The organism is Amorphus sp. 3PC139-8 (genome assembly GCF_040750475.1).
In the GTDB taxonomy this organism is placed as follows: domain Bacteria; phylum Pseudomonadota; class Alphaproteobacteria; order Rhizobiales; family Amorphaceae; genus Amorphus.
In genome coordinates this window covers 80991-107217 of sequence record NZ_JABJVY010000018.1, presented here as the reverse complement: position 1 = coordinate 107217, position 26227 = coordinate 80991, and the positions used below count along the sequence as shown (strand labels likewise).

General features: G+C 65.0%; 22 protein-coding genes. 14 read left to right on the top strand and 8 right to left on the bottom strand.

The window, feature by feature from the left end:
• Window positions 1–111: 111 nt before the first annotated feature.
• Window positions 112–486 (bottom strand): ArsR/SmtB family transcription factor, encoded by a 375-nt coding sequence (locus HNS03_RS16800; protein ID WP_367196907.1) that lies wholly within the window; start codon window positions 484–486, stop codon window positions 112–114.
• A gap of 272 nt (window positions 487–758) precedes the next feature.
• On the opposite strand from HNS03_RS16800, the gene HNS03_RS16795 reads away from it, so the two are divergent.
• The 7 genes from HNS03_RS16795 to HNS03_RS16765 all read left to right on the top strand — a co-directional run bounded on the left by HNS03_RS16795 (window position 759) and on the right by HNS03_RS16765 (window position 8450).
• Window positions 759–1610: an ABC transporter substrate-binding protein gene (locus HNS03_RS16795; protein WP_367196944.1), complete on the top strand. Its 852-nt coding sequence runs from the start codon at window positions 759–761 to the stop codon at window positions 1608–1610.
• A 23-nt stretch (window positions 1611–1633) separates the two neighbouring features.
• Window positions 1634–2764, top strand: coding sequence for an LLM class flavin-dependent oxidoreductase (locus HNS03_RS16790; RefSeq protein ID WP_367196906.1), 1131 nt, complete (start codon window positions 1634–1636; stop codon window positions 2762–2764).
• 65 nt (window positions 2765–2829) lie between these two features.
• Window positions 2830–4668, top strand: a complete 1839-nt coding sequence (locus tag HNS03_RS16785; protein ID WP_367196904.1) for a TRAP transporter large permease subunit — start codon at window positions 2830–2832, stop codon at window positions 4666–4668.
• Between the two features lie 43 nt (window positions 4669–4711).
• Window positions 4712–5725 (top strand): TRAP transporter substrate-binding protein, encoded by a 1014-nt coding sequence (locus HNS03_RS16780; RefSeq protein ID WP_367196902.1) that lies wholly within the window; start codon window positions 4712–4714, stop codon window positions 5723–5725.
• A gap of 37 nt (window positions 5726–5762) precedes the next feature.
• Entirely contained in the window at window positions 5763–7325 is a 1563-nt protein-coding gene (locus HNS03_RS16775) for a gamma-glutamyltransferase family protein (RefSeq protein ID WP_367196901.1), read from the top strand.
• Between the two features lie 82 nt (window positions 7326–7407).
• Window positions 7408–7941: an NAD(P)H-dependent oxidoreductase gene (locus tag HNS03_RS16770; protein ID WP_367196899.1), complete on the top strand. Its 534-nt coding sequence runs from the start codon at window positions 7408–7410 to the stop codon at window positions 7939–7941.
• Complete coding sequence (locus HNS03_RS16765; protein ID WP_367196897.1) at window positions 7938–8450, top strand: flavin reductase family protein; 513 nt, start codon at window positions 7938–7940, stop codon at window positions 8448–8450. Before HNS03_RS16770 ends, HNS03_RS16765 begins: the two co-directional genes overlap by 4 nt.
• Before the next feature lie 8 nt (window positions 8451–8458).
• On the opposite strand, the gene HNS03_RS16760 is transcribed toward HNS03_RS16765, so the two are convergent.
• The gene (locus HNS03_RS16760) at window positions 8459–9358 is read right to left on the bottom strand and encodes a LysR family transcriptional regulator (protein ID WP_367196896.1); all 900 of its coding nucleotides are present in this window, start codon (window positions 9356–9358) and stop codon (window positions 8459–8461) included.
• 191 nt (window positions 9359–9549) lie between these two features.
• Between HNS03_RS16760 and mdlC the strand changes: the two genes are divergently transcribed.
• A complete protein-coding gene (gene mdlC, locus HNS03_RS16755) occupies window positions 9550–12633 on the top strand; it encodes a benzoylformate decarboxylase (RefSeq protein WP_367196895.1) in 3084 nt (1027 codons plus the stop codon).
• A gap of 110 nt (window positions 12634–12743) precedes the next feature.
• Here the strand turns inward: mdlC and HNS03_RS16750 are convergent, their stop codons facing one another.
• The 4 genes from HNS03_RS16750 to HNS03_RS16735 all read right to left on the bottom strand — a co-directional run bounded on the left by HNS03_RS16750 (window position 12744) and on the right by HNS03_RS16735 (window position 16953).
• On the bottom strand, window positions 12744–14039 hold the full coding sequence (locus HNS03_RS16750) for a TRAP transporter large permease (protein ID WP_367196893.1): 1296 nt from the start codon (window positions 14037–14039) through the stop codon (window positions 12744–12746).
• On the bottom strand, window positions 14040–14555 hold the full coding sequence (locus tag HNS03_RS16745) for a TRAP transporter small permease (protein ID WP_367196891.1): 516 nt from the start codon (window positions 14553–14555) through the stop codon (window positions 14040–14042).
• A gap of 203 nt (window positions 14556–14758) precedes the next feature.
• On the bottom strand, window positions 14759–15784 hold the full coding sequence (locus HNS03_RS16740) for a TRAP transporter substrate-binding protein (protein WP_367196890.1): 1026 nt from the start codon (window positions 15782–15784) through the stop codon (window positions 14759–14761).
• A 152-nt stretch (window positions 15785–15936) separates the two neighbouring features.
• Window positions 15937–16953, bottom strand: a complete 1017-nt coding sequence (locus tag HNS03_RS16735; RefSeq protein WP_367196889.1) for a TRAP transporter substrate-binding protein — start codon at window positions 16951–16953, stop codon at window positions 15937–15939.
• Between the two features lie 278 nt (window positions 16954–17231).
• Here HNS03_RS16735 and HNS03_RS16730 point away from each other — a divergent pair, with 278 nt between their 5' ends.
• The gene (locus tag HNS03_RS16730; protein WP_367196888.1) at window positions 17232–18884 is read left to right on the top strand and encodes a thiamine pyrophosphate-requiring protein; all 1653 of its coding nucleotides are present in this window, start codon (window positions 17232–17234) and stop codon (window positions 18882–18884) included.
• Window positions 18885–18901: 17 nt separating this feature from the next.
• Window positions 18902–20281 carry an FAD-binding oxidoreductase gene (locus tag HNS03_RS16725; RefSeq protein WP_367196887.1) on the top strand — a complete coding sequence of 460 codons (1380 nt, stop codon included), beginning with the start codon at window positions 18902–18904 and terminating at the stop codon, window positions 20279–20281.
• Between the two features lie 226 nt (window positions 20282–20507).
• Here HNS03_RS16725 and HNS03_RS16720 read toward each other — a convergent pair whose 3' ends face one another.
• Window positions 20508–21266 carry an aspartate/glutamate racemase family protein gene (locus HNS03_RS16720; protein ID WP_367196886.1) on the bottom strand — a complete coding sequence of 253 codons (759 nt, stop codon included), beginning with the start codon at window positions 21264–21266 and terminating at the stop codon, window positions 20508–20510.
• A 106-nt stretch (window positions 21267–21372) separates the two neighbouring features.
• Window positions 21373–22146, bottom strand: a complete 774-nt coding sequence (locus tag HNS03_RS16715) for an IclR family transcriptional regulator (RefSeq protein WP_367196885.1) — start codon at window positions 22144–22146, stop codon at window positions 21373–21375.
• 268 nt (window positions 22147–22414) lie between these two features.
• On the opposite strand from HNS03_RS16715, the gene HNS03_RS16710 reads away from it, so the two are divergent.
• The 4 genes from HNS03_RS16710 to HNS03_RS16695 are packed head-to-tail and all read left to right on the top strand — an operon-like array spanning window position 22415 to window position 26172.
• Window positions 22415–23650: a CaiB/BaiF CoA transferase family protein gene (locus HNS03_RS16710; protein ID WP_367196884.1), complete on the top strand. Its 1236-nt coding sequence runs from the start codon at window positions 22415–22417 to the stop codon at window positions 23648–23650.
• A gap of 10 nt (window positions 23651–23660) precedes the next feature.
• Window positions 23661–24827, top strand: a complete 1167-nt coding sequence (locus HNS03_RS16705; RefSeq protein WP_367196883.1) for an acyl-CoA dehydrogenase family protein — start codon at window positions 23661–23663, stop codon at window positions 24825–24827.
• 20 nt (window positions 24828–24847) lie between these two features.
• Window positions 24848–25303, top strand: a complete 456-nt coding sequence (locus tag HNS03_RS16700) for a MaoC family dehydratase (RefSeq protein ID WP_367196882.1) — start codon at window positions 24848–24850, stop codon at window positions 25301–25303.
• Window positions 25303–26172 (top strand): CoA ester lyase, encoded by an 870-nt coding sequence (locus tag HNS03_RS16695; protein ID WP_367196943.1) that lies wholly within the window; start codon window positions 25303–25305, stop codon window positions 26170–26172. The genes HNS03_RS16700 and HNS03_RS16695 overlap by 1 nt, the downstream gene beginning before the upstream one ends.
• Window positions 26173–26227: the final 55 nt, after the last annotated feature.

Below are 26227 nucleotides of genomic sequence, written 5' to 3'. Positions count from 1 at the left end.
AAGGGCTCCAAGGCGTTTTCCAGCCCAAGTGGAAGCCGGTTTGGCCGTCCGGAAACCCGTCGAAACAATAACTTAGACTCGTTTCGCGAGTCCGAGAAAAGCGGAACGGCTCTAGTCGAACATATCCGGCAGGCCCGGTACCATGCCGTCCATGGGGCCGCGCTCCTGCATGCGGATGTCCTTGAGTTCCGCGAAGACCAGCCGCAGTGCCTGGACCAGGGGAAGAACCCGGGCGTCGTTGATCCAATAGGTGGCTGAGCGGGCCTGGCGCTGCCGGGCGATCATGCCGGCTTCGCGAAGCTGGGTGAGCTGCTGCGAAAGAGTCGGCTGGGGGATGCCGAGGTCCTCCTCCAGCTCGGTCACCGTGCGCGGCGCTTCCATCAGGTAGCAGATCAAGGCGAGCCGGTTGGGGTTGGCCAGGTGCTTGATCAGCTCGCTGGCCTCCACGACGCTGTGACAGACCTTCTCCGGTTTCCGCTTGCTCACCGGCCTCTCCTCTCCGCGCCGTCCGCTTTCGCGCGTTGAAACGGCATCTCGAATAGCTGCCATTAATTTATAAAAAACGCAAATCGCGCCTACGCAAGAAGCGCTATGCGGTCTCGATTTGCAGCCAAAGATGCATTTTTAGGCAGATTTTTTAATGGCTGAGAAATTGTCAGGTAGCGTTTGACAACGGCTTCGATGCGCCCATAGTTTATAAAAATATATATTGAATAGTTGCGGGTTAGCAGCCCGTGGCGCAGCGGAGTCGAGCGATGCTGAAGATCGGCGTTCACCCTATGAATCTGCACCTGCGGCTGGCTCAACTTTGGCCCGGCGCGTTCGGTGGCATGGAGGTGGAGTTCGTCGCCTATCCGGAGGGCCGCGATACGGGCAGGCTGATCGATCAGCGGCGCTTCGCGGTGGGAGGAACCGGTTCCACTCCGCCGCTGATCTCCCAGTCGGAAGGCCTTCCGGTCATTTATCTCGCCGCGTCCGCTCCGCGTCCGGCCAACGGTGCGCTGTTGGTTGCGGCCGACAGCTCCTTGACCAAGTTGTCGGAGCTTAAGGACAAGCGCGTGGCGTTGATCGACGGCTCGTTCCATACCTATCTGCTTGCCCGCTCGCTGGAACAGGCGGGGCTCGGACTGGCCGATGTCGAGCGCTGCGAAATGAGCCCGCAGGACTCCCGGACCGCGCTGTCCAAGGGCGACGTCGACGTCTGGATCGCGATGGCGCCGATGATCGATCAGACCATCGCCAGCGGCGAAACCCGCCTTCTGTCGCTTTGCGGTTCCACCATTCCCAACCGCTCCGTGTTCTGGACGCTCCGCGGAGCGGACGCCACGTCCGAAGAGCTCGAGGGCTTCGTGGCCGGCCTGATCGATCTGGGCCGTGCGGTTTCGGCGGATCCGGAGCGCGCCGTCGCGCTGCTTGCCGGCAAAGAGGCGAATGCGGAGGCCCGCGCCGCCTGGAAAGGTGTCATCACGGGGCGCGATTGGACCGTCGTTCCCGCAAGCGCGTCCCTGGTGGCCGAGCAGCAGGAAGAGGCCGACGTTCTTCACGCCCACGGTGATTTCAAGGCGCCGCTGAAGATCGAATCCTTTCGCGCCGCCGTCGGCGCGGCCTGACCGCCAGAACAAAGGAAAGTCCCATGAACGTCCTCTGGTATATGTGCGCGCCGGACGGTCATTATCCGTGGACCCCGGACGGATCGCGGACGGTCGACTACGGCTACTATCGCCAGCTCGCTCAGGCCTACGATCATCTCGGCTACACCGGCGCCCTGTTTGCCACGGGGGCCCATGACGTCTGGGTGCTGGCGGCGGCGCTTTTGCCCTACACCGAGCGGATGAAATTTCTCTGCGCGGTCCATCCCGGTGTCGTCGCGCCGACTTTGCTCGCCAAGATGGCCGCGACCCTGCAGGAGTTTTCCGGTGGCCGGACGCTGCTCAACGTCGTCTCCGGCGACGCCAAGATGATGGGTGCCTACGGGCTCACCATGAGCCACGACGAACGCTACGAGATGGCCGACGAATATCTGACCATCTTCAACCGGCTGATGGCGGGCGAGAGCGTGACCCAGGAAGGCAAGTACTTCCCCACCGTCGGCGCCAAGCTGGCGCTGCCCGTGTCTGAGAGCATCGCGCCGCCACCGCTCTGGTTCGGCGGCTCCTCCGACAAGGCGATCGACGTGGCCGCCAAGCACGTCGACACGTATCTGAGCTGGGGCGAAACCCCGGAACAGATGAAAATCAAGGTCGACAAAGTGCGTGCCCAGGCCGCGAAATATGGCCGGGAACTCAACTACGGCATACGCCTTTATGTGATCGTGCGACGGACCGACGAGGAGGCATGGGACGCCGCCGCCGACCTCTACGACCACATGGACGCCGCTTCGATTGCCGGGAACCAGAAGTTCGTTGGCGGCACCGATTCCATCGGCCAGCGTCGCATGAGCGAGATGCATGGCGGGGTGAAGCCCGACAACCTGCGCGATCTCGAAGTGGCGCCCAACATTTGGGCCGGAATCGGTCTCGTGCGTCCGGGGCCGGGCAGTGCCATCGTCGGCTCGCCGGAGACCGTGATCCGCACGCTGGACGAATACAGAAAGGTCGGCATCGACACCTTCATCTTGTCCGGGATGCCGCTGTTGGAAGAGGCCTACCGCTTCGGAGAGCTGGTGCTGCCCAAGCTCGACGTCACCCGCGAGGCGGCGCCGGCGAAAAAACATTTCACCTGGAACACGCTGTTCGACCGCGATCTGGACGCCAAGGCGAGCTGAAGCGGGCCGATCGGGGGTTGCCGGCCGGTCCGATCTGCGCGAAGCCCTGACCCGGAAGGAACCCGATGAGCTTGACCTTGGATCAGGTTGTGCCCGAAGGGCTCGCTTGGCGCGCCGGGCGGGTCCTGGAAATCGCGAGCGCATGGCTGTCGACGCTGGCGGCCGCCGTGCTGGCGACGCTGATGGTGCTCGTCGTTTCCGGTTTCGTGCTGCGCTATGCCTTCTCCAGCTCCATCCTGGGCGCGGAGGACGCCGGCATCTGGCTCAATGTCGCGATCGTCGGGTTGGGTGCGCCGCTTGCTCTCAACTCCGCCCTCGCCATGCGTCTCGACGTGTTCCACCGGCTGCTGCCGCGCGCGGCCCAAGCCGGCGCCGATGTGATCGCGGAGGCGATGACGCTGCTGTCCGGGCTGCTCATCGCTCACGGCAGCTACGTGGTGACCCAGATCGTCGGCGGCACCAATGCCGGCCTCGGGTTGCCGGAATGGATCCCGTTCGCACTGTTCGCGCTCGGCGGTGGCCTCGTGATCCTGTTCACCGGGCTCAAGCTGGTCGCAGAAGGCAAGGTGGTGACTCTCGTCGCCGCAGCAGCCCTTGCGGCGCTCGCCTTCTGGCTCGCCGGGACCGGGGTAAGGGTGGACGCCGGCCTGCCGAAGAGCTTGATCCTGGGACTGATCGTCGTCGTCGGACTGGTGGTCGCCGCGCCGCTTCCCCACGCTTTTCTTGCTGCCGCCTTTCTCGTCGTCCCCTTCGGAAGCCCGCTGCCGGAACCGGCGATCCTCAATTCCGCAGTGAGTGGGATCATGAAATTCCTGCTTCTGGCGATCCCGTTCTTCCTGCTGACGGGAACGCTGTTGGCGCGGTCCGGCGTGGCGACGCGGTTGATCGAGTTCGCCGCCGCGCTGGTCGGCCACATGCGAGGCGGGCTGGCGCAGACCACGCTCTTGACCAACGTGTTCTTTTCCGGCGCTTCGGGCTCTTCGATCGCCTCTGCCGCCTTTGGGGCGGCGACCTTCCAGCCCGAGCTGGAGCGCCATGGCTATCCGCCGGCCAAGGCGGGGGCGATCATCGCCGCGACCTCGGTACTGGACAACGTCATTCCGCCGTCGATCGCTTTCCTGATTCTGGCCATGGCGACCAATCTCTCGGTGGGCGAGCTTCTCGTCGGCGGCCTTTGGGGCGGGCTGGTGATGGCGGTGGCGTTGTTCGTCGTCATCCGCCTGACCTGCCACGACGCTCCGGTGAGCGCGCATGCTTCGGGCGGGACGCGGTGGCGGCTCGCGTTGCGCGCGGTCCCGGCATTCGGTCTGGGCCTGATTGTCGTGTTCGGGATCCGGCTCGGCTTCGTCACGACCACCGAGGCCGCGGCCATGGCCGCACTCTATACGTTCTGCTTGAGCCTCTGGTTCGGTGTCGGCGCCCGTGGTCTGGTCGCCGCGTTCCGCCAATCCGCCACCGAGGCAGCGGCCATCGCGCTCCTGATCGCCTCGGCCGCCCCGTTCGCTTTTCTGCTCGCCGTGGACGACATTTCCGGTCTGATCGGCGATCTCGCGGCTTTCTTCGGGCAAGGGCCGATCGCCGCTCTCCTCGTCTCGGCGGTGATCCTGTTCATTGTCGGTCTGGTTCTCGATATCGGTGCGGCGATTTTGCTGTTCGGCCCCCTGCTTTTGCCGATTGCAACTGCCGCCGGTATCGATCCGATCCAGTTCGGCGTCATCATGGTGGTGAACCTGATGATCGGCGGCCTGACGCCCCCGTTCGGCGTGCTTGTCTTCGTCGTCGGCGGTGTAACCAAGGTGCCGACGGCACATCTGTTCCGGGCGGTGCTGCCGCATGTTGCGGGCCTCACGGCGGCCCTGCTCGCGATCTCGCTGTTCGCCCTCGCCTGGGCGTCGCTTGCCTGATGTTTCGTGCCGATCTTCCCAAGGCTCCAACACGGAGAGACCCATGGTTTCAGGATTGAAGACCCCCACTCGCCGCACCGTCTTGAAAGCCGGTGGCGTCGCCGCTGTCGGTCTCCTCGCGGCGCCGGCTCTCATCGGCCGGGCCAAAGCTGCGACGACCCTGACCGTTGCCTCTCTGATGGGGCCGGACCGGCCGGAATCGAAGGTTTGGGTCCGTATCGGCGAGATCGTGGAGGAGAAGCTTCCCGGTGCCTTTAGCTTCAACGTCGTGCCGAACGCGGCGCTGGGGGCGGAGAAGGAAGTGGCCCAGGCCGCCAAGCTGGGCTCGGTGCAGGCGTCCCTGTCGACCATCTCGCTGATGTCGACCTGGGTGCCGGAGGCGCAGATTTTCGATTTGCCGTTCCTGTTTCGCGATTCCGAACACCTAATGGCGGCCGCCCAGGGCAAGGTGGGCGACGACATCAAGGCGAAGCTCGCCGATCAGGGCTTCATCGTGCCGGCCTTCATCGACTACGGCGCCCGCCAGCTTCTGACCAAGACGCCGATCTCCGCGCCCGGCCCGCTGAAGGGGCTGAACATGCGGGTGATCCAGAGCCCGCTGCACATGGAGCTGTGGTCCAGCTACGGCGCCAATCCGACCGGGATCCCGATCGTGGAGGCTTACAACGCGCTGCAGACCGGCGTGGTCGACTGCATGGACCTGACCAAGAGCGCTTACGTGTCGTTCAAGCTCTACGAGGTCGTGCCGTACATGACGGAGACTGCGCACATTCGCGCAGCCGGCGTGGTCTACTTTGCGCAGCCGTTCTGGGCCACGCTCTCCGACGAGCAGAAGCAGGTCCTGAGCGAGGCGGCTGTGGAAGGGGCTGGCTATTTCAACGAGCTGGTACGTGCCGACGAGGACACCGCGATGGCCCAGGCCGCCGAAGCCGGGGCCGAGGTGATCCAGCCGACCGAGATGGAGGCCTGGATTGCGGGCGCGAAGCCGGTCTGGGCGACCATGGCCGACACCGTCGGGGGCATGGACCGGATCGATATGATCCGCGAGATCGGCTGACGTCGAAGTGCTTTGGTCACCGATGAGCCTGGGGGGCATGGTGACGGCCCCCCATCACCTGGCGGCGCAGGCCGGGCGTGACGTTCTTGGCGAGGGGGGCACCGCCATCGAGGCGGCTGTCGCCACCGCCGCAACGCTCGCGGTGGTCTATCCGCACATGACCGGGATCGGCGGAGACGCGTTCTGGCTAATTTCGGACGGGTCCGATGCGGCCCCGACAGCGCTCCATGCGACCGGGAGAGCGGGCGCGCACGCCACACCGGAGGCCTATGCCGCCAAGGGCTATGACGCGGTCCCCTGGCGCGGTCCGGACGCAGCCCTCACCGTGCCAGGCACGGTGGCAGGCTGGGAGGCCGCGCTTGCCGCTTCGGGCAAGTGGCAGGTGTCCCTGCCGCTGGCCCGGCTATTGGAGCCGGCGATCCACTTCGCCGAGGCCGGTTCCGCCGTCACCGAAAGCCAGGCGCGGCTGACGCGCGCCAAACACGCCGAGCTTGCCGAAGTGCCCGGTTTTGCCGACGTCTTTCTGCCGGGAGGCGAGCCTCCGGGCGTCGGGCAGCGGTTGTGCCAGCCGGCCCTCGCGGCGACCCTGCGACGCTTGGCGGAGGCGGGGCTGCGGGACTTCTACGAAGGCGAGACGGGCCGCCGGTTGGCGGCCGATCTCGCCCGGATCGGCAGCCCGGTCACGGCGGAGGATCTCGCCGTCCACGACGCCGAGTGGCGAACGCCGCTGTCCGTTCGTTTGTCGCGCGCGGGTGCGCAGGTCTGGAACACGGGGCTGCCGACCCAGGGCCTTGCCTCGCTGATCATCCTCGGGATCGCCGACCGTTTGGATCTCGGCGAGGAGGGCTCTTTCGCCCATCTCCATGCGATCGTGGAGGCGACCAAGCGGGCGTTTCTGATCCGAGACGTCTACGTCGCCGATCCGACGACCGTGGGTGCGCCGGAGCCGTTCCTGACCAATGCGTGCCTCGACGCGCTTGCCGGCGAGATCGATCCGCAGCGCGCCTTGCCTTGGCCGCGACCGGCAGAACCGGGCGATACGATTTGGCTCGGCGTGACCGATGCCAAGGGCCGCAGCGTCAGCCTGATCCAATCGCTCTACTACGAGTTCGGCTCAGGCGTGGTGTCTCCGGAAACCGGGGTTCTCATGCAGAACAGGGGCTCCTCGTTCCGCCTCGGCGGTCGCTGGAACCGCCTCGCGCCCGGCCGCCAACCCTTTACGACTCTCAACCCGGCGATGGCGCGGTTCGACGACGGTCGCCGGCTCACTTACGGAACCATGGGCGGCGAGGGGCAGCCGCAGACACAGGCCGCGATTTTCACGCGCATCGCCCAGTTTGCCATGGCACCACAGGCTGCGGTGACCGCGCCACGCTGGCTGCTTGGCAAGACCTGGGGGGAGGGCTCGTTGAGCCTGAAGGTGGAAAGCCGGGTTGCCGAAGAGACGATCGCACGGCTCGCGGAGGCTGGCCACGAGGTGGAGGTGACCGGCCCGTTTGAGGATTTCATGGGGCATGCCGGCGCGATCCTCAGCGCGCCCGATGGCCTGTTGCTCGGCGCGGCGGACCCGCGCTCCGACGGTGCGGTGGCTGCCGTGTAGCAACGGGAAGCCTTCACCTTCGACGATCGGCCCGCGGCGAGGCGGGTGCGATCCGTATCTGCATTCCTCAATGGAGCGATCCATGCACCTGGAAATTCTATCCGCGAACCCGTCACCGGGCGGCCGCACCAGCCGGCTCGCGCGCGACGTCGGCCAGGAACTTGCCTCCTGTCTCGACCTGCCGGCTCCGCAGGACGTGGTCGAGCTGTCCGCGTACGCCTCCGGCCTGTTCGAATGGGGCAACGCGGCGGTGGCCGATCTCAAAGCCCGGCTTGGCGCGGCGCGGTTCCTGGTGATTGCGACGCCGACCTACAAAGCGAGCTTCACGGGTCTGTTGAAGGCGTTTCTCGATACCTACAGCGCCGGCGACCTGACCGGCCATGTCGTGGTGCCGATCTTCACCGGCGGGTCGGCGGCGCACGCGCTCGCACCGGACTTCACGCTCAGGCCATTGCTGGTCGAACTTGGCGCGAGCGTGCCGACGCGCAGCCTCTATGTCGTCAGCTCTCGCCTGGAGGAGCCGAACAGCATCGCCGCCGATTTCGTTCACGACCATCGCTTCGTTTTGCAGGGGGCGGCCCACGGCCTGCGGTTGCTTGAGGAGAGCATGGCGTGAGCGAGCTTGTTCTCTCCGAGATCGCGAGCCCCGATGATCTCAAGGTTTCCATCGGCAACTATTGCTCAGGCGTCGTCGTCGTTACGGCCCAGGCGTCGGACGGTGCGCTTTACGCAATGACCTGCCAGAGCTTCCATTCGCTGTCGCTCGATCCGCCGCTGGTGGCCTATTTCGCCGGTAAGGGCTCGCGCAGCTATGCCGCGCTGCGCAGGCTGGACGACTACGCGATCAACGTGCTTGCGGAGGATCAGGAGGAGCTCGCGATGCGGTTTGCCCGCTCCGGCCCCGACAAATGGGCGGGCACGGGGTGGACGAGCGACCGCTTCGGTCAGCCCCACCTCCATGGCTGCATCGCGAACATTTCCTGCCGCACCTACGCCGAATATGACGGCGGCGATCACCTGATCCATGTGGGTCGGGTCAACGCGATCACCCACGATGCCGGCAAGGCGCCGCTTTTGTTCTTCCGCTCTCGGTTCACCCGACTGGAACGGGCGGTCTCGGGATAGCTGGCGCCTCAGGCCGCGATCTGGCGCACCTGCTCGAGGAACTGGACGGCGGCCGGCGCAAGCACGCCCCGGCGGCGGCGATAGATCCGAAACATGCGGTGCCAGCTCAGGTCGGGTACGTCCGCCGGCAGAAGCGATCCACGGTCGGTCTCCGCCGCCACGAGCTGGATCGGCATCCAGCACAGAAGATCGGTCAAGGCGGCCAGCCTGATCAATGTCTTGACCGAGCGCGAGGACACGCAAGGCGGCCGCGGCTCGAGACCGGCGACGTGGAAACGTCGCCGCCACTCCCGCGTCACCGGCGTGTCGGAGGGGGGCAGCGCCCAGTCGTGCGCGTTGACGGTCTCCAGCGTCACCGGCCCACGGCCGAAAACGGGATGGTCTGGACGGGCGAACACCTGGACTTCGTCAGCGACGCTTTCCTCGCAGGCGAGGGTGATTTCGTCGTCGACGATCGGCCCCGGCGAGACGACCAGGTCGATCGTCCCGGCCTTGAGTTCGGCGATCAGCTTGTCCTCGATTTCCTCCACGATCAGATATTGTAGCGACGGGGCGTGCGCCCGCACGCGGGCCACGGCCTCCACGACCAGGCCATTGGTCGCGCTGGCCACCCCGCCGATTCGCACGGTGCCCCGGCTGGCGCCTTTCAGCTCCTGCAGAAGATCGATCGCATTGCCGATCTCCGCCACCACCGTGTCGGCATAGGGGAGGAGCCCGCGGGCATAGATGGTGGGGATCACCCCGGTCGAGCCACGCTCGAAAAGCGGCACCCCGAGCTGTGTTTCCATCCGCCGCACCATGCGGGTCACGGCGGGCTGCGTCATGTTCAGCGCTGCGGCCGCGCGCCCAAAACTACCGTGGGTCACACAGGCAACCAGAACCGCAAAGCCGCGATGATCGAGGGTCATGCCTTTGCGTAATGGGTTGGGTTCGATTTTGCAATTCAAACGCCGGGGTGATGGGGTCACACTCGCCCGAACGACCGTGGCCAATCGCGGCGTTCCCAAGCTTGGCCGGTTCGCTCGGTAAGCGAGGCGGCATGGAGGCCCTTCGGCGCCGCCGCGCCGGGCCTCGCCAAGGGCTCAATCAGGGAGGATTTATGCTGGATCGCGCGACCGATCGCCCGTCCTCAGTCGCGGCACCGATTGCCATCACGGTCCGTGATGCCGTGATCGCGTTCTTGCGGGCGCGCGGCATTACTCATGTGTTCGGCAATCCCGGCTCAACCGAATTGCCGATGTTCGCGGATCTGCCGGACGACTTCAGCTACTATCTCGGCCTGCAGGAATCGATCGTCATCGCCATGGCGGACGCTTATGCCCAGGCCAGCGGCAACGCGGCGTTCGTCAATCTGCACTCCGCCGCCGGCGTCGGTCATGCGCTCGGCAACATCTACACGGCGTTCCGCAATCGCGCGCCGCTGTTGATCACTGCCGGGCAGCAATCGCGCGAACTCCTCCCGTTCGATCCGTTCCTCGGATCCGAGGCGCCGACGGAGTTGCCCAAGCCCTATGTCAAATGGGCGGTTGAGCCGGCTCGGGCGGAGGATGTGCCGCTCGCGCTGGCCCGGGCCTATCATGTGGCGATGCAGGCGCCGCGCGGGCCGGTTCTGGTCTCCATCCCGCTCGGCGATTGGGGGCAGACCACTACGCCGGTCGATCTTCGCCCGCTGGCGCCCGGTCTGGGGCCGGACCCGACGGCGATCGTGCAGGTCGCCGCACGACTGAACGAGGCCCGCGCGCCGGCCTTCGTCGTGGGACCCGGCGTCGACATCGACCGCGCGTGGGACGACACGGTGCGACTCGCCGAACGCCACCAGGCCAAGGTCTGGGTGAGCCCGATGTCGAGCCGTTGCAGCTTTCCGGAACGCCATCCGCTGTTTGCCGGCTTCCTTCCGGCGCATCAGCCGGCCCTGTCGCGCTGCCTGGCGGGGGCGGATCTCGTCATCGTGCTCGGTGCGCCGGTATTCACCTATCATTTCGCCGGGACCGGAGCGCACCTGCCGGACGGCGCCGAGCTGATCCAGATCTCCGACGATCCCGGCCAGGTCGCCGCTGCGGCCATCGGGGAGGGAATCGTGTCGAACGTTCGCCTCGCCGTAGAGGCACTGAACGCGAACGCGGGGCCCGCGAAGCCGCGCCTCAATGCACCGGCGCGCCGGGTCGATCGCGTGCAAGCGGCAGAAGGGGTCACACCGGCCTATTTCTTTCAGACGCTTGCCGATCTCCGCTCGCCCGACAGTGTCGTGGTGGAGGAAGCGCCGAGCACCCGCGGGATCATGCACGATCACTTCCCCATCGAGCGGCCCGCCGGCTTCTTCGCCACGGCGAGCGGTGGGCTCGGCTACGGCATCGCCGCAGCCGTCGGCAGTGCTCTGACGCGTCCGGCCGAGCCGGTAATCGCCATCGTCGGGGACGGCTCCAGCCTCTATGCCATCCAGGCGCTCTGGTCGGCGGTCGAATACGATGCCGACGTCCTGTTCATCGTTTTGAACAACGGTGGCTATGCCGCGCTTCGCGAGATCGCCGGAGCAGCGGACGGTGGTCGGGTTTCGGGCGTCGACATCAACCATCTCGATTTTGTCGGTATCGCCGAGGCTCAGGGCTGCCCGGCGAGCCGGGTCGACCGCGCGGCCGCCTTGCCGGACGCGCTCAAAACTGCCCTTGGAAAAAAGGGTCCGCGACTTCTGGAAGTCGCGCTGACAGCGGAGGACCACGCCATGAACGTTCAGACCAAGCCGACATCCGTCCCCCAAGCGCCGGAGAAATTCTTTATCGGCGGCGAGTGGGTGGACCCGCTCTCCTCGAGCATGCTCGACGTCGTATCGCCGGTGACGGAAGAAGTCCTGATGTCCTATCCGGAGGCGTCGCCGGAGGACGTCGACCGCGCGGTCGCCGCCGCCCGCAAGGCGTTCGACGAAGGGCCGTGGCCGCGGATGACGCCGGCCGAACGCGCGGGCTATCTGCGCAAGGTGGCGTCCCTCCTGAGCGATCGGCTCGACGCCATCGCCGAAGCCTGGACGCTTCAGGTCGGCGCACCGATCATGCTGACCAAGAAGCTGGTCGGCCAGAACCCGACCTTGTTCAATTACTATGCCGACCTGATCGAAACCTATCCCTTCGTCGATGAACGCAGCCGCGACGACAGCGGCAAGGTGCGGGTCGTCAAGGAACCCGTCGGCGTCTGCGCGGCGATCACGCCGTGGAACGCGCCGCTGGTGCTGCTGTCCTACAAGGTGTCGGCCGCGCTGGCCGCCGGCTGCACCATGGTGGCCAAGCCGTCGCCCGAGACGCCGCTTGAGGCTTACGCGCTGGCGGAATGCATCAAGGAAGCCGGCATTCCCGATGGCGTCTTCAATCTGGTGCCGGCCGGCCGCGAAAGCGGCGACCATCTGGTGCGCCATCCCGACATCGACAAGGTCGCTTTTACCGGTTCGACCGCGGCCGGCAAGCACATCGCCGCGGCCTGCACGGAGCGACTGGCCCGGGTCAGCCTGGAGCTCGGCGGCAAATCGGCGGCGGTCCTGCTCGACGATGCCGACTTCGGCGCGGCGTTGCCGCCCTTGATGATCTACTCGATGCCGATCACCGGCCAGGTCTGCTTCTCGCTGACCCGCATCCTGGTGCCGGAGACGCGCAAGCAGGAGTTCGTCGATCTCTATGTGGGAGCGGTCAAGAGCATCAAGGTCGGTGATCCGTTCGATCCGGAGACCCAGATGGGGCCGCTCACCATGGCGCGCCAGCTCGAGCGCGTGGAGGGTTATATCGCGGCCGGCCGTGCGGAAGGCGCGACGATTGCCTGCGGCGGTGGCCGTCCGGCGGGGCTCTCCAAGGGCTACTTCATCGAGCCGACGGTGTTCGTCGACGTCGATCCGTCGATGAAGATTGCGCAGGAGGAAATCTTCGGTCCGGTGGTGTCGATCATCGGCTACACGGACGAGGATGACGCGGCCCGAAAGGCGAACGACTCCGCCTACGGCCTTTCCGGCGCCGTGTTCTCCGCCGATCCCGAACGCGGCTATGCGATGGCGCGGCGGATGCGGACCGGGTCCATCACGGTCAACGGAATGATCGTCGATCCGAAACATCCCTTCGGCGGCTTCAAGCAGTCGGGCATGGGCCGCGAAGGCGGGCCGGAAGGCCTCGACAACTACGTCGAGACCAAGACGATCCATTTCGCCTGACAAACAAAAGGCCTTGAGCGACAAAAGAAAGCCGCCGGGTGTCCCCGGCGGCTTTTTCGTTTCCGTCACCTTGTCTCGCGGAGAGGCGTCCGGATTTATGAGTTCATGACCTAGTCCATCGTCATCGGCAGGAACAGGATGATTGCCGGGAACAGGACCAGGATGATCAGGCGGATGATGTCGGACACGATGAATGGCACCACGCCCTTGAAGATGGTCGTGAGCTTCACGTCCTTCGCGATCGAATTGATGACGAAGACGTTGATGCCGACCGGCGGCGTGATCAGGCCGAGCTCGGCCGTCATCACGATGATGATCCCGAACCAGATCGGATCGAACCCGAGCTGAACCACCACCGGGAACACGATCGGCACGAGCAGGATGATCATCGCCATGGAATCGAGGATGCAGCCGGCGAGCACGAACATGCCGAGGATCAGCGCAAGCGTGCCGTAGGAGCCGAAGTCGAGCCCGATCAGCATGTTGGTGATGCGCTGCGGCGACTGGGTGATGGCCAGGAAATAGCTGAACAGCACCGCGCCGATGAGGATCGTGTAGACCGCGACCGAAGTCCTCAGCGCCTCCACCAGGCTTTCCACGATGGTCTTAACGTTGAGGCGACCCCGGATCACGCCGATCAGCATGGTCAGGAAGGCACCGACGGCGGCGGCCTCGGTGGGGGTGGCGACGCCCAGATAGATGGCCCCGATTATCGCCAGGAAGAGGACAAGAACCGCCCAGATCCCCGAAAGGGAGCGAATGGCATCGCCCAGCCGGAAGGGCTGGCCTTCGGGAAGTCCCTTGCGATGGGCGATCAGCACCGTCGCCATATACATCGCCATGGCCAAAAGGCCCGGCAGAATGCCGGCGATGAAGAGCTTTCCGACGTCGGTCTCGGTGATGTAGCCGTAGACCACCAGCACCACCGACGGCGGGATCAGGATGCCGAGAGTGCCGCCGGCCGCGATCACGCCGGTCGCCGTCCGGTCCTCGTAGCCGAAGCGGCGCATTTCGGGCAGCGCGATCTTGGTCATGGTCGCGGCGGTGGCGACCGTGGACCCGCAGATCGCCGCGAAGCCGGCGCAAGCCGCGATGGTCGACAAGGCGAGCCCGCCGCGGAACGCGCCGAGCCAGGCGTTGCCCGCCCGGAACAACTCCCGCGACATGCCGGAGTTGGTCGCGAAAATCCCCATCAGGATGAAGAAGCTGACCAGGCTGAGGTTGAAGTCGGCCACCACCCGCACGGGCGAGGTCGCCAATAAGTTGAGCGCCGGCCCGAGGCCGCGAATGGCCGCGAAGCCGAACACGCCCACCAGCCCCATGGCGATGCCGACCGGCACGCGCAGGGCAATCATCGCAAACAGGGCGATGAAGCCTCCGAGCGCGATAAAGTCACCGCTTACCATCTAAACGTCTTCCTCGAGCTCGGTCATTCCACCCGGTTCCGGTTCGCCCCGCCCGGTCGCGATGAGATATAGGCGGACCAGAACGGTCACGATGCTGACGGCGGTTCCAACCCAGATCAGCCCAAGCAACGGCCAGACCGGGATCATCAGATCGAAGGTCGCCTCGTTGCTGCGCATTGCGCTCGCGACGCGGTCGAACATCTTCCAGGTTAGAAGCACCACGAAGAACAGCAGCATCGCCCATGCGAACACGTCGACGACGCGGCGCACGCGCGGCGTCATCAGCTCCGCAAAGAGATCCACCTGGATGTGGCCGCCGCGATAGCCGACGGAAGCGAAGCCCCACATGATGCAGGCGCCGATGAGCAGCCGCGACAGGTCGAAGGCGTCCGGCACCGGCCAGGCGAACAGATAGCGCCCCGTCGTGGAGACGACGATCAGCGTGGTCACGAGGCCGAGCAGCAGTCCGGCGACGATCTCGACCACTTTGCAAAAGCGTTCAAGAATAGGGATCATGGGCGTAGGGAACCGTCAGACGCGTCCGGCCATCTTCGAAGGAGACCGCGGGACGGCGAATTCAAAAGGCGAGCGGCTTTCGGGAGCCGCTTCGTTCAGTGCGATTCGACCTGAACAGACAGGCGGCAGCCAACTGGATGCCGCGCACACAGCGCGGACGGCGGGCGCTGCCGCCCACCGCCCGTTTTGTGACCGCCCGTGGCTCACTGCCCCTGCAGCGAGTCGTACTTCTCGAGCCGATCCTTCAGGTCGGAGAGAGCCGCGTCCGGATCGATCCCGGCCTTTTGCGCACCCGTCTTCCAGCGCTCCACCGTCGGAGCGGCGGCTTCGTGCCACAACTCCATTTCCTCCGGCGTCGGCTTGTGTAGGACATGGTCGCCGAGATCGATGATCTTCTGTCGACCCGCCGCCTCTGCATCGGCCCAGCCGGAAGCCATCTTCTCCGCCCACTCCGGCGTGCAGTGCTCGTCCATCACCTTCCGGTCTTCAGGCGACAGGCTGTCGATCCGGTCCTTGTTCATGACGAAGGCGAACACGGTCGCATAAAGCGGGACATCGAGATGATATTTGACGGTGTCCTGGACGCCGAACGTGAAGAGCGATCCCCAGGGCGATCCAGTCATGTCGGCCGTGCCCTTGTCCAGGGCGTCGCGCATTTCCGGAGCCGAGACCTGCACGTTCGCGGCGCCGAGCGAGGAGAACATCTGCGCCATGGTGCCGTTCGGCGGCCTTACGCTCTTGCCCTCAAGATCGGACGGGACGGCAAGCGGACCGGATTTGGCATGCAGCGTTCCCGGATCGTGGAGGTGCACCATGCAGACATAGACGTCGCTCATCTCCTTCGCCGCATACTGGCGATACCACTCGTCCACCGCGCGCGAGCCGCCCTTGGCGTTCGAGGCGAGGAACGGAAGCTCCGCCGCCGCGATGATCGGGAAGCGGCCGGCCTGGTAGCCGGGATTGATGAAGGCGATGTCGACGATGCCGTCGCGGGCCATGTCGTAGTGGTCGGGCGCCGCGCCGAGCTGCTGCGAGGGATAGATGGTGATCTCGATCCGCCCGTCGGAGGCTTCTTTGATCGATTCCGCCCACGGCTCCATGCCTTGCGGCTGGAGCGGATGCGTGGGCGGCACCCAGTGAGACAGGGTGAGCTCCACATCCGCGGCATGGGCGGCCGCGGCGGTGACCGCCACCACGCCAAGCGATGCGAGCAGTGTCGTAAATCTCATTTGCCTCGTCCTTTTCATCGTCGGTCTGAAGACCGTATGGCCGTTTCGATGCCCCGTCGGCGTGCGTTTAACGACGTTCTCATTGTCTGATTTTCTAAAGCTGCGCTAAGTCGCAGGTTCAGCAGTTTTATATCCGTTTTTACGAAGTTATTCTAGCCAGCGTAGGAGTTGTATTTCTTTAGGTTTTCGATCAGCCCGTCGATAATCGGTTGCGGATCCCGGCCTGTATCGGAGATATTCTGTTTCCATTCTTCTGTCAGAGGGGCAGCTGCGTCTTTCCACATCTGCGTCTCCTCCGGCCTAGGTTGATAGAGCGTGTGGTCCGGATCGGCGGCGAGCTTGTCGCGCCCTGCCGCTTCCGCATCCGCCCAGCCGGCCGACATCTTCTCCGCCCACTCCGGCGTGCAATGGTCCTCGATCACCTTGCGGTCCTCGGGCGAGAGCGCGGCCATCGTGTCCTTGTTGATGACGAAGGCGTTGATGGAGGCATAGAAGGGCATGTCGAGATGATAGGGGACCAGGGAATCGGCCCCGAAGATGTAGAGAGATTCCCAGGGCGACTGGGTGATGTCCGCCGTTCCCTTGGACAGCGCTTCGCGCATTTCCGGGGCGGGAACCTGAATGGAGGCGCCGCCGAGCAGGTTCACGAACCGGGCCTCGGTGGCGTTGGCCGGCCGCACCGTCTTGCCTTTGATATCGGCGGGAACCCGGATCGGCTCCTTGCCGTGCATGGTGCCGGGATCGTGCGAGATCGCCATGCAGAAATAGACGTCGCTCATCTCCTCGACGGCGTAAGGTTTATACCATTCGGTGAGCGCGCGAACGCCGCCCTTGGCATTGGCGAAATTGAACGGGAGTTCCGCCGCCGCCATGATCGGGAAGCGGCCGGGCTGATAGCCCGGATTGATGAAGCCGATATCGGCGATCCCGTCACGGGCCATGTCGTAGTGATCGGGCGCCGCGCCGAGCTGTTGGGCGGGATAGATCGTGATCTCGATTCGCCCGTCCGACGCTTGCTTGATCGATTCCGCCCAAGGCTCCATCCCGAGCTTTTGGAGCGGGTGCGTTGCCGGCACCCAGTGGGCCAGTGTCAGATCGACATCGGCGGCTGAGGCCGGATGGGAGATCGCAAGCGAGACAGCAAGCGCGGCCAATGCGTGTGTATACATACCTCCCTCCCTTTCCCTGACGCGCGCCAGTCTCGTTTTCGGCGGACGGCGCATTTTCGATCGCAGGGATTTCGATCAGTATCACCACAGGACGGGCGCAGAAACAAGCCGCTGGCGGCTTTTCGCGAACATTCCAAGGGCGTCGGCTATCGCAAGCGCGGGCGGAGAAGTTCTTGCGGCGCTTGCTGTATATGCATACAAAATAGACAAAATGGTCCGTCGAGGCGTGTGCTCGAACGCGCTTGTATGGCCGATCAAGAATATCGAGGGAGGTGGGTATGAAGGTTGGCGACGCCATCGCCGAAGTCCTTCGGCGCGAGGGCGTCGAGATCGTTATCGGCTATCCGGTGAATCACGTGCTCGAGTATGCGGCGATGGCCGGCATCCGGCCGATCGTGGTGCGCCAGGAGCGGACCGGCCTCCATATGGCCGATGCGATCTCGCGGCTGACGTCCGGACGCAAGCTGGGCGTCTTCGTGATGCAAAGCGGTCCGGGAACCGAGAATTCCTACGGCGCCATCGCCCAGGCCTATTCGGAATCCGTTCCGGTCCTGGTCATGCCCGGAGGCTATGCGCGGCGGCTGGCCCACGTGGGCGCGAACTACAACGCGTCGCGATCGATGCGCGACGTGACCAAATCGGCTGAGCCGATCGTCTTTTCGGCCGACATCCCCAGCATTTTTCGGCGCGCCTTCTCCAGATTGCGCAACGGCCGCGGCGGGCCGGTTCTGGTGGAAATCCCGAACGACATCTGGGGCGAAGAGGTTGCCGATCCGCTCGCCTACCACCCGGTGGTCGCCACGCGTTATGGTCCCGATCTTGAGGCCGTCAGCTCCGCCGTCGATGCGCTTCTCGCTGCCGAGGCGCCGGTCATCTATGCCGGCCAGGGCATTCACTACGCTGAGGCCTGGCCGCAGCTCAAGGCGCTCGCGGAGCGGCTTGCGATTCCCGTCTGCACCAGCCTGGAAGGCAAGAGCGCCTTTCCCGAGGACCATCCGCTTGCGCTCGGTTCCGGCGGCGCGGCAATTCCCAAGACGGTGCGGCATTTCCTGGACGGGGCGGACGTCATTTTCGGTATTGGCTGCTCGTTCACCGAAACGGCATTCGGGGTGCAGATGCCGGCCGGCAAGACGGTGATCCACGCGACTCTCGATCCGGACCACATCAACAAGGATTATGAAGCCGCCTTTGCCCTCGTGGGCGACGCGGGACTGACCCTCGACGCCGTGCTCGCCGAACTCGACCGCAGGGACGTCAAGGCGCGGCCCTTGAGCCATGTCGCCGACGAGATCGCACATATTCGCGCCGGCTGGCTTGCGGAGTGGATGCCGAAGCTCACCTCCAGCGAGACGCCCTTGTCTCCTTATCGGGTGCTGTGGGATCTGCAGAATACGGTCGACCCCGAAACCACCATCATTACCCATGATGCCGGCAGTCCGCGCGACCAGCTTTCCCCGTTCTGGGTGACGAAAGCGCCGCTCACCTATATTGGCTGGGGCAAGACGACCCAGCTCGGCTATGGGCTTGGGCTGGCCATGGGCGCCAAGCTCGCCTGCCCGGACAAGCTGTGCATCAACGTTTGGGGCGATGCGGCCATCGGCTTTACCGGCATGGATTTCGAAACCGCCGTGCGCGAGCGGATTCCGATCCTATCGATCCTGCTCAACAACTTCTCCATGGCGATGGAGCTCCCGATCATGCAGGTCTCGACGGAGAAATATCGCGCGACCGACATCTCCGGGAACTACGCCGATTTTGCCAAATCCCTGGGTGGTTACGGCGAGCGGGTGAGCGAGCCATCCGAGATCGTGCCGGCGATCAGGCGGGCGATCGAGCAGACGCGGAAAGGCGTGCCCGCGCTGTTGGAGTTCATCACCAGCCAAGAGCTTGCGCTGTCGAAGTTTCCGGTATCCGCCGGGCCGCGGCAGTAGGCGAGGGGAGAGACACCATGTCCGATGCTGCATCCAGGGTTGTTGAAACCCTTCGCCCCTTGCTCGGCGATCGCCTCGCTACCTCGGAAGCGGTCCGCGCGCATCACAGCCGCGACATGTCGCGGCTGCCGGCCCGAATGCCGGATGCCGTCGTCTTTCCTCGCACCGAGGAAGAGGTTCAGGCCATCGTGCAGGCCTGCGCGCGCGAGGGGGTGCCCATCGTGGCATTCGGGGCGGGTTCGTCCATGGAAGGCCACACGATCCCCATTCGCGGCGGGATTTCGGTCGACACCCGCGAGATGAATGCGATCGTGGAGGTTCGCCCGGAAGATTTCCTCGCCGTGGTTCAGCCGGGCGTGACCCGCAAGCAACTCAACGAGCATCTGCGCGACACCGGCATGATGTTCTCCGTCGACCCCGGCGCCGATGCCTCGCTCGGCGGAATGGCGTCGACGCGCGGGTCCGGCACGACTGCGGTGCGTTATGGCACCATGCGCGAGAACGTCATGGCCCTGCGCGTCGTTCTGGCCGACGGAACCGTTGTCCACACTGGTTCGCGCGCGAAGAAATCGTCCACCGGCTACGATCTGACGCATCTGTTCGTCGGCGCGGAGGGCACGCTCGGCATCATCACCGAGTTGACCATGCGCCTGCATCCGATCCCCGAGACCGTTTCTTCGGCGGTGTGCGCGTTCGAGACCGTCAAGGACGCCGTGGAAGCCGTGATCGCGACAGTCCAGTACGGCATCCCCGTGGCGCGCGTGGAATTCATGGACGAGGTCGCCGTTGCGGCGACGAACAACTACTCCAAGCTGGATTTGAAGGTCGCGCCGACGCTGTTTTTCGAGTTCCACGGCACGCCGGCCTGGGTCGCCGAGCAGTCGGAAATCGCGGAGGCGGTGACGCGCGAATATGGCGGCCAAGATTTCCGGTGGTCGACGGATCCCGAGGAGCGGGCGCGCCTTTGGCAGGCCCGGCATGACAGCTATTTTGCAACGAAGGCGATCAAGCCTGGCTACGATCTCTACACCGGCGACATCTGCGTGCCGATCTCGCGGCTGGCCGAAAGCATCCTGGCCTCGCGGGAGGACATCGACGCTTCACCGCTCACCGGGCAGATCATCGGCCATGTCGGCGACGGCAATTTTCACACCGCCTATCTGATCGATCCCGACGATCCCGAGCATCTTGCCGAAGCCGATCGTCTGGCCGAACGCGCGATCGAGCGCGCGCTTGCCGTGGGCGGCACGGCGAGCGGCGAGCACGGCGTCGGCACCGAAAAGATCAAGCATATGCGTAAGGAACATGGCGACGCCGTCGACGTGATGAAGCGGATCAAAGCGGCCCTCGACCCGGATGGCCTCATGAACCCCGGAAAGATGGGACACGCCGGTTAGCGCATGTCCCGTTCAAATTGAATCAATTTGAACGGGACATGCTTAAGCTATTGAATCTGATCTATTTCAGGCCAAGTGGAAGCCCGGTGGCCGTCCGGAAACGCGTCGAGACAATAACTTAGATTCGCTCCGCGAGCCCGAGAACAGCGGAACGGGTCTAGCGAGCGCGTTTTGATAGGCGCGCGCAGCTTTCAGCGTTGCGGGCGAGAGGGCGCCGCGTCGCAGATTATTCGCCTGCCAGCAGGCGGCCGTAGCCGGCGACCGAAGGGTTGTGTCCGACCAGGCGGACCGCCGCCCATGCCCCCGCGACCGCACTGGAGACGATCGGCCGCCCCGTCTCGCGCTCGAGCGGCGTGGTGACCGCGAGGGTTCTGAGACCTCCGCACGAGAGGACCATCGCGTCGGCGTCCGGAGCCGCCTTGGCGGCCCGACGGCCCAGCGCCAGGAGATCGTCGCTCGTCACGCCGAATACGGCATCGACGTCGACGATCCCGAGGCTTTCCAGCGCGAGGACATCGAACCCGCTCTCCCGTAGAAAATCGGCGAGGCGTTGGTTTACCTCGTCCCCATAGGCGGTGGCGACGGTGAGCCTGCGCGCGCCGAGTTGCCCGAGCGCGTCGATCACGGCATTGCTCATGGTGGTGGCCGGCAGTCCGGAGGCCTTTTCCATCGAGGCGACGAGTTCGGCATTGAAGGCGTGGCCGCGATAGAAACTGATCGACGTACCCATCAGCGCGATCGCGTCCGCGCCCTCTTCGGCCAGCTCCGCCGAGGCCTCGGCGATCCGGTCGATGACTTGATCGTATCCTTTCGGCGTGAGCGAGGTGAGGCCGAGCCCTTTGGCCAGGAACCGAACGCCCTCGGGATAAAGCTTGAGCGGCTCCGGCGGCACGATGTCCGGCTTTGGCGGCACGATCATGCCAATCGTCGGTAGGTGACCTGTCTTTGCGAGCCGATCGCCGGCGGATGCGAATGCGGATGTCATGGTTCGGCCTCTTGTTATCCTTTGCCCTGTCCCCGCGCGGACGGTCGCTTTGCAATTCTTCGAAGAGTTGCTCGCAGACTGCAACGGCTAGCCCGTCGCACCGTGACTAGGGCAGCGTGGCTAGGTTGGGAACGTTCTTCGTAAAATAGTCGGCTCCAAGGTGGCGTTTCACCGCGCTTTGGAGCGCGCCGGCAATCTCCTCCATGCGCTCGCGGACCCGAAAGAGTGGGCCGGCGACGGTTAAGGAGAACACACGCCCGTCCAGAACGAGGGGCACGGAGACGCCGCCCAGATCGTGGCTGAAGGCCGACGCGCTTTCGAACCAGCCCCGCGCGAGGGATCGTCGAATGCTCTGCTCCACCGCGTCGATGCTCATCGGCGTGCCTTCCGAGTAGCGCTCGAAGACCGCTTTGCGCAGCACGCTTGCCTGCTGAGTCTCCGGCATCTGGCTGATGATCGCCTGGCCGGTGGCGGTGGCATGAAGAGGCACGCGCTTGCCCACCTCCGCCGTGTAGCGCACCGCATGCTCGGATTGAATCACCTCCAGCAGCACCGCGTGTTGGCCGCTTGCCGAAGCGATCCAGACCGTTTCGCCTGTCGTCTTCGCAAGCTCCCGCAAGAGCGTTGGCACCTCGTCCGGCAGCGGCTCCGCGGCGGAAATTTCGCGTGCGAGCGCCAGCCAGCGCGGGGTCGGATAGTAGCCGCCCCGGCGTTTCGGCTCGTAGAGATAGCCGCGCTCCACCAGCGTCGAAAGCAGGTTGAAGGCGCTCGATCGTGGCCACCCGAAGTGTTGGGCGATTTCCGCAAGGCTCGCCGGCTTTCCGCGCGCGGCGAAAAATTCCAGCAAGTCCAGAACGTTCGCCACCTGTTTCACGGTCATCGAAGTCTCTTTCTCCGCTGCGCACGCCTTGTCGTTTCGACAAAGCCAAGAATCCGCGCACCTTCCGCCTAACCCAATTTGAAATTCGATGTCCACATATATGGACAATACCAATCGCTCTGTCGGCGAGCTCGTAGGACGTACGGTCCCGGAATTGCTGCGGTGCAGCTAGGCTTCCGATTGACATTCGACCTGCAATCGAAAGAATGTCCAAATAATTGGAATTTATGTCCATATATATGGACATATTGAATGTTGGAGAACGCGCATGGGGCCGCTTAGCGGCATACGGATCGTCGACATGACCACGGTGCTAATGGGGCCGTATGCGACCCAGATGCTCGGGGACTTCGGTGCCGACGTCATCAAGGTCGAAGCGCCCGATGGGGACGTCGCGCGCCAGATCGGTCCGGCCCGGCATGAGGGGATGGGGGCGCTGTTTCTGAACGCCAATCGGTCCAAGCGGTCGATCACGCTGGATCTGAAGAAGCCGGAAGGCCGTGCGGCGCTGCTGCGCCTGTGCGAAAGCGCCGACGTGCTGGTCTACAATGTGCGGCCGCAGGCCATGAGCAGGCTCGGCCTGTCCTATGAGGAGGTGGCGGCGGTCAATCCGAAGATCGTCTACGCCGGCCTGTTCGGCTATGGCCAAAACGGACCTTATGCCGCCCGTCCCGCCTATGACGATCTCATCCAGGGTGGGGCGACGCTTCCCTACCTGTTCTCCCGGGTCAACGACGGCAAACCCCGCTATGTCCCGCAGGCGATTGCCGACCGGGTGGTCGGGCTGGTCGGGGTGAACGCGATCCTGGCGGCGCTCGTCGAGCGCGACCGCAGCGGCGTCGGCCAGCGCGTCGACATCCCGATGTTCGAGACCATGGTCAGCTTCGTGCTCGGCGATCACTTGTCGGGGCTGACCTTCGAGCCCCCGCTGGACAAGGGCGGCTATGCGCGGCAGCTCTCGCCCGATCGCAGGCCCTACCAGACCAAGGACGGCCACGTCTGCGCGCTGATCTACACCGATGGCCACTGGCGCCGCTTCTTCGCGGCGATCGGTCGCCCCGATATGCCTGAGGCCGATCCGCGGTTTCGGTCCTTCTCCGCGCGCATGGCGAACATTGACGCGGTCTATGCCGAGCTCGGCGATATCTTCCTGACCAGAACCACGGCGGAGTGGCTGGCGCTTCTGGAGGAAGCCGACGTGCCAGCGATGCCGATGTACGATTTCGAGGGCGTGCTGCAGGATCCTCACCTCGTCGCGACCGGTTTCTTCCACATGGTGGATCATCCGAGCGAAGGGGAGATCCGCCAGATGGCGGTGCCGGCGACATGGTCCCGCACCAGGGCCGAGCCGGAGCGCTATGCCCCGCGCCAGGGCGAGCATGGCGAAGAAATCCTAAGGGAGATCGGTGTCGACGAAGCCGAGATCGCGCGGCTTCGCGAGGCCGGCGTTCTGGGCCGTGTCGAACCGGGCGTGGACGCGCCGGCGCACGGCAAGCAGGCTTGAGGACGGGGCCATGGAGTTCGGCTACAGCGAAGACCAGGATGCCATTCGCGATGCGGTCGCCCGGATCTGCGAGCGCTTCGACGATGCCTATTGGCTCGCGCGCGACAAAGAGGGCGGGTTCCCGACCGACTTCTACGAGGCGTTCGCGCGGGAAGGCTGGCTCGGCATCTGCACCGCCGAGGCCTATGGCGGCTCCGGCCTGGGGGTGACCGAAGCTGCCCTCATGATGCGGACGATTGCCGAATCCGGGGCCGGGATGAGTGGGGCATCCGCCCTGCACATCAACATCTTCGGGCTGAACCCCATCGCCATGTTCGGCACGGAGGAGCAGAAGCAGCGCATGCTCCGGCCCATGGTCGAGGGGCGGGAGAAGGCCTGCTTCGCGGTGACCGAGCCCAACACCGGGCTGAACACGACCCAGCTCAAGTTGCGCGCCGACAAGCGCGGCGATCGCTACGTGGTCAATGGGCAGAAGGTGTGGATTTCGACCGCGCAGGTTGCCGACAAGATCCTGCTGCTTGCGCGGACCACGCCATTGGAAGAGGTCGAAAAGCCCACGCGCGGGCTCAGCCTTTTCTACACCGACTTTGACCGTGAGCGCATTCGCGTGCGCGAGATCGAGAAGATGGGCCGCAAGGCCGTCGATTCCAACGAACTCTTCTTCGAGGATTTCGAGATCCCCGAGGCCGACCGGATCGGCGAAGAGGGGCGCGGGTTCGAGTACATCCTCCATGGCATGAACCCGGAGCGGGTCCTGATCGCGGCGGAGGCGGTCGGCCTTGGCATGCTCGCGGTGAATCGGGCGTCTGCCTATGCCAAGGAGCGCGTCGTCTTCAACCGGCCGATCGGGCAGAACCAGGCGATCCAGCACCCGCTCGCCAAGTGTTGGGCGGATCTGGAAGCCGCCTGGCTGATGACGATGTCGGCTGCCTGGCAATATGACCAGGGGCTGCCGTGTGGAGCGGCGGCGAACGCGGCCAAATATCTGGCCGGCGAGGCGGGGTTTACCGCCTGCGAGACCGCGGTCATGACCCATGGCGGCTTCGGCTACGCCAAGGAGTATCACGTCGAGCGCTACCTGCGCGAAGTCATGGTGCCCCGGATCGCGCCCGTCAGCCAGCAATTGGCGCTGTGTTACGTCGCCGAGCGCGTGCTCGGCCTTCCAAAATCCTATTGAGACAGGGAGGCGCACAGACCATGGCCGGCCTACATTATGAGGACTTCACCGTCGATCACGTGTTCCGTCACGAGCTCACGCGGACGGTGACGGAAGCGGATAACACCACCTTCAGCCTGATGACGATGAATCCGCAGCCGCTTCACATCGATGCGGATTTCGCCGCCAAGACGGAGTGGGGGCAGCGACTGTTCAACAGCCTCTACACGCTGTCCATCATGGTTGGCATGAGCGTGCAGGATACCACGCTCGGGACCACCGTCGCCAATCTCGGCATGAGCGACGTGCGCTTTCCCAAGCCGGTCTTCCATGGCGATACGCTGCGCGCGGAGACCCGGGTGATCTCAAAGCGCGAAAGCAAGTCGCGCGGCGACGTCGGCATCGTCGAGCTGGAACACACGTGCTTCAACCAGCATGGCGACGTGGTGGCGGTGTGTCGGCGCTCGGCGATGATGCGCAAGCGGGAGACGGCGTGATGCGCTCCTTCCTGTTCGTCCCCGGCGACAGCGCGCGCAAGTTCGAAAAGGCCAGGCAGGGGTCCGCCGACGCGTTGATCCTCGATCTTGAGGACTCCGTTTCAGCCGCCTCCAAGGTGTCGGCACGCGGCGAAACACGCGCCATGCTGGAGGCGGAACGGACCGCGCAGCGCCTGTTCGTGCGCGTCAACGCGCTCGACACGGGACTGACCCTCGACGATCTCGCCGCCGTCATGCCGCTCCGCCCCGACGGCATCGTGTTGCCGAAATCGACCTGCGGGGGCGATGTCGCTACCCTGGCGAACTATCTGTCGGCCTTCGAAACTGCCGCCGGCCATGAGGTGGGCGCGACCTCGATCATCGCGGTGGCGACGGAAACGGCGGATGCCGTCTTTGGCCTCGGCACCTACAAGGCGGCGGGCCCGCGGCTTTGGGGGCTGATGTGGGGCGCGGAAGATCTCTCCGCCTCGCTCGGGGCGAGCGAGAACATCGTCGACGGCATGCTCTGCGAGCCGTTCCGGCTTGCGCGGAATCTGTGCCTGATGGGAGCGGCGGCCGCCGGCATTGCCGCCATCGACACGGTCTACACCGACATCGGCAATCTCGACGGGTTGGAGCGGGAGGCGCGCGCGGCCCAGCGCGACGGGTTTGCCGCCAAGGCGGTGATCCATCCGAGCCATGTCGAGCCGGTCAACCGTGCGTTCACGCCGGGGCCGGACGAGGTCGCTTGGGCCGAACGCGTTGTCTCCGCCTTTCGCGACGATCCGAAAGCCGGGGTCGTCACGATCGACGGACGGATGGTCGACAAGCCGCACGAGCGGGCCGCGCAGAAGATCCTGGCGGCGGTCGCGCGTAGTCGACGATCATGACCGGGACAGGCCCGCGCAGACGGGTGCCGGAGGAGAGAGCAGGTCCCGTTCAAAT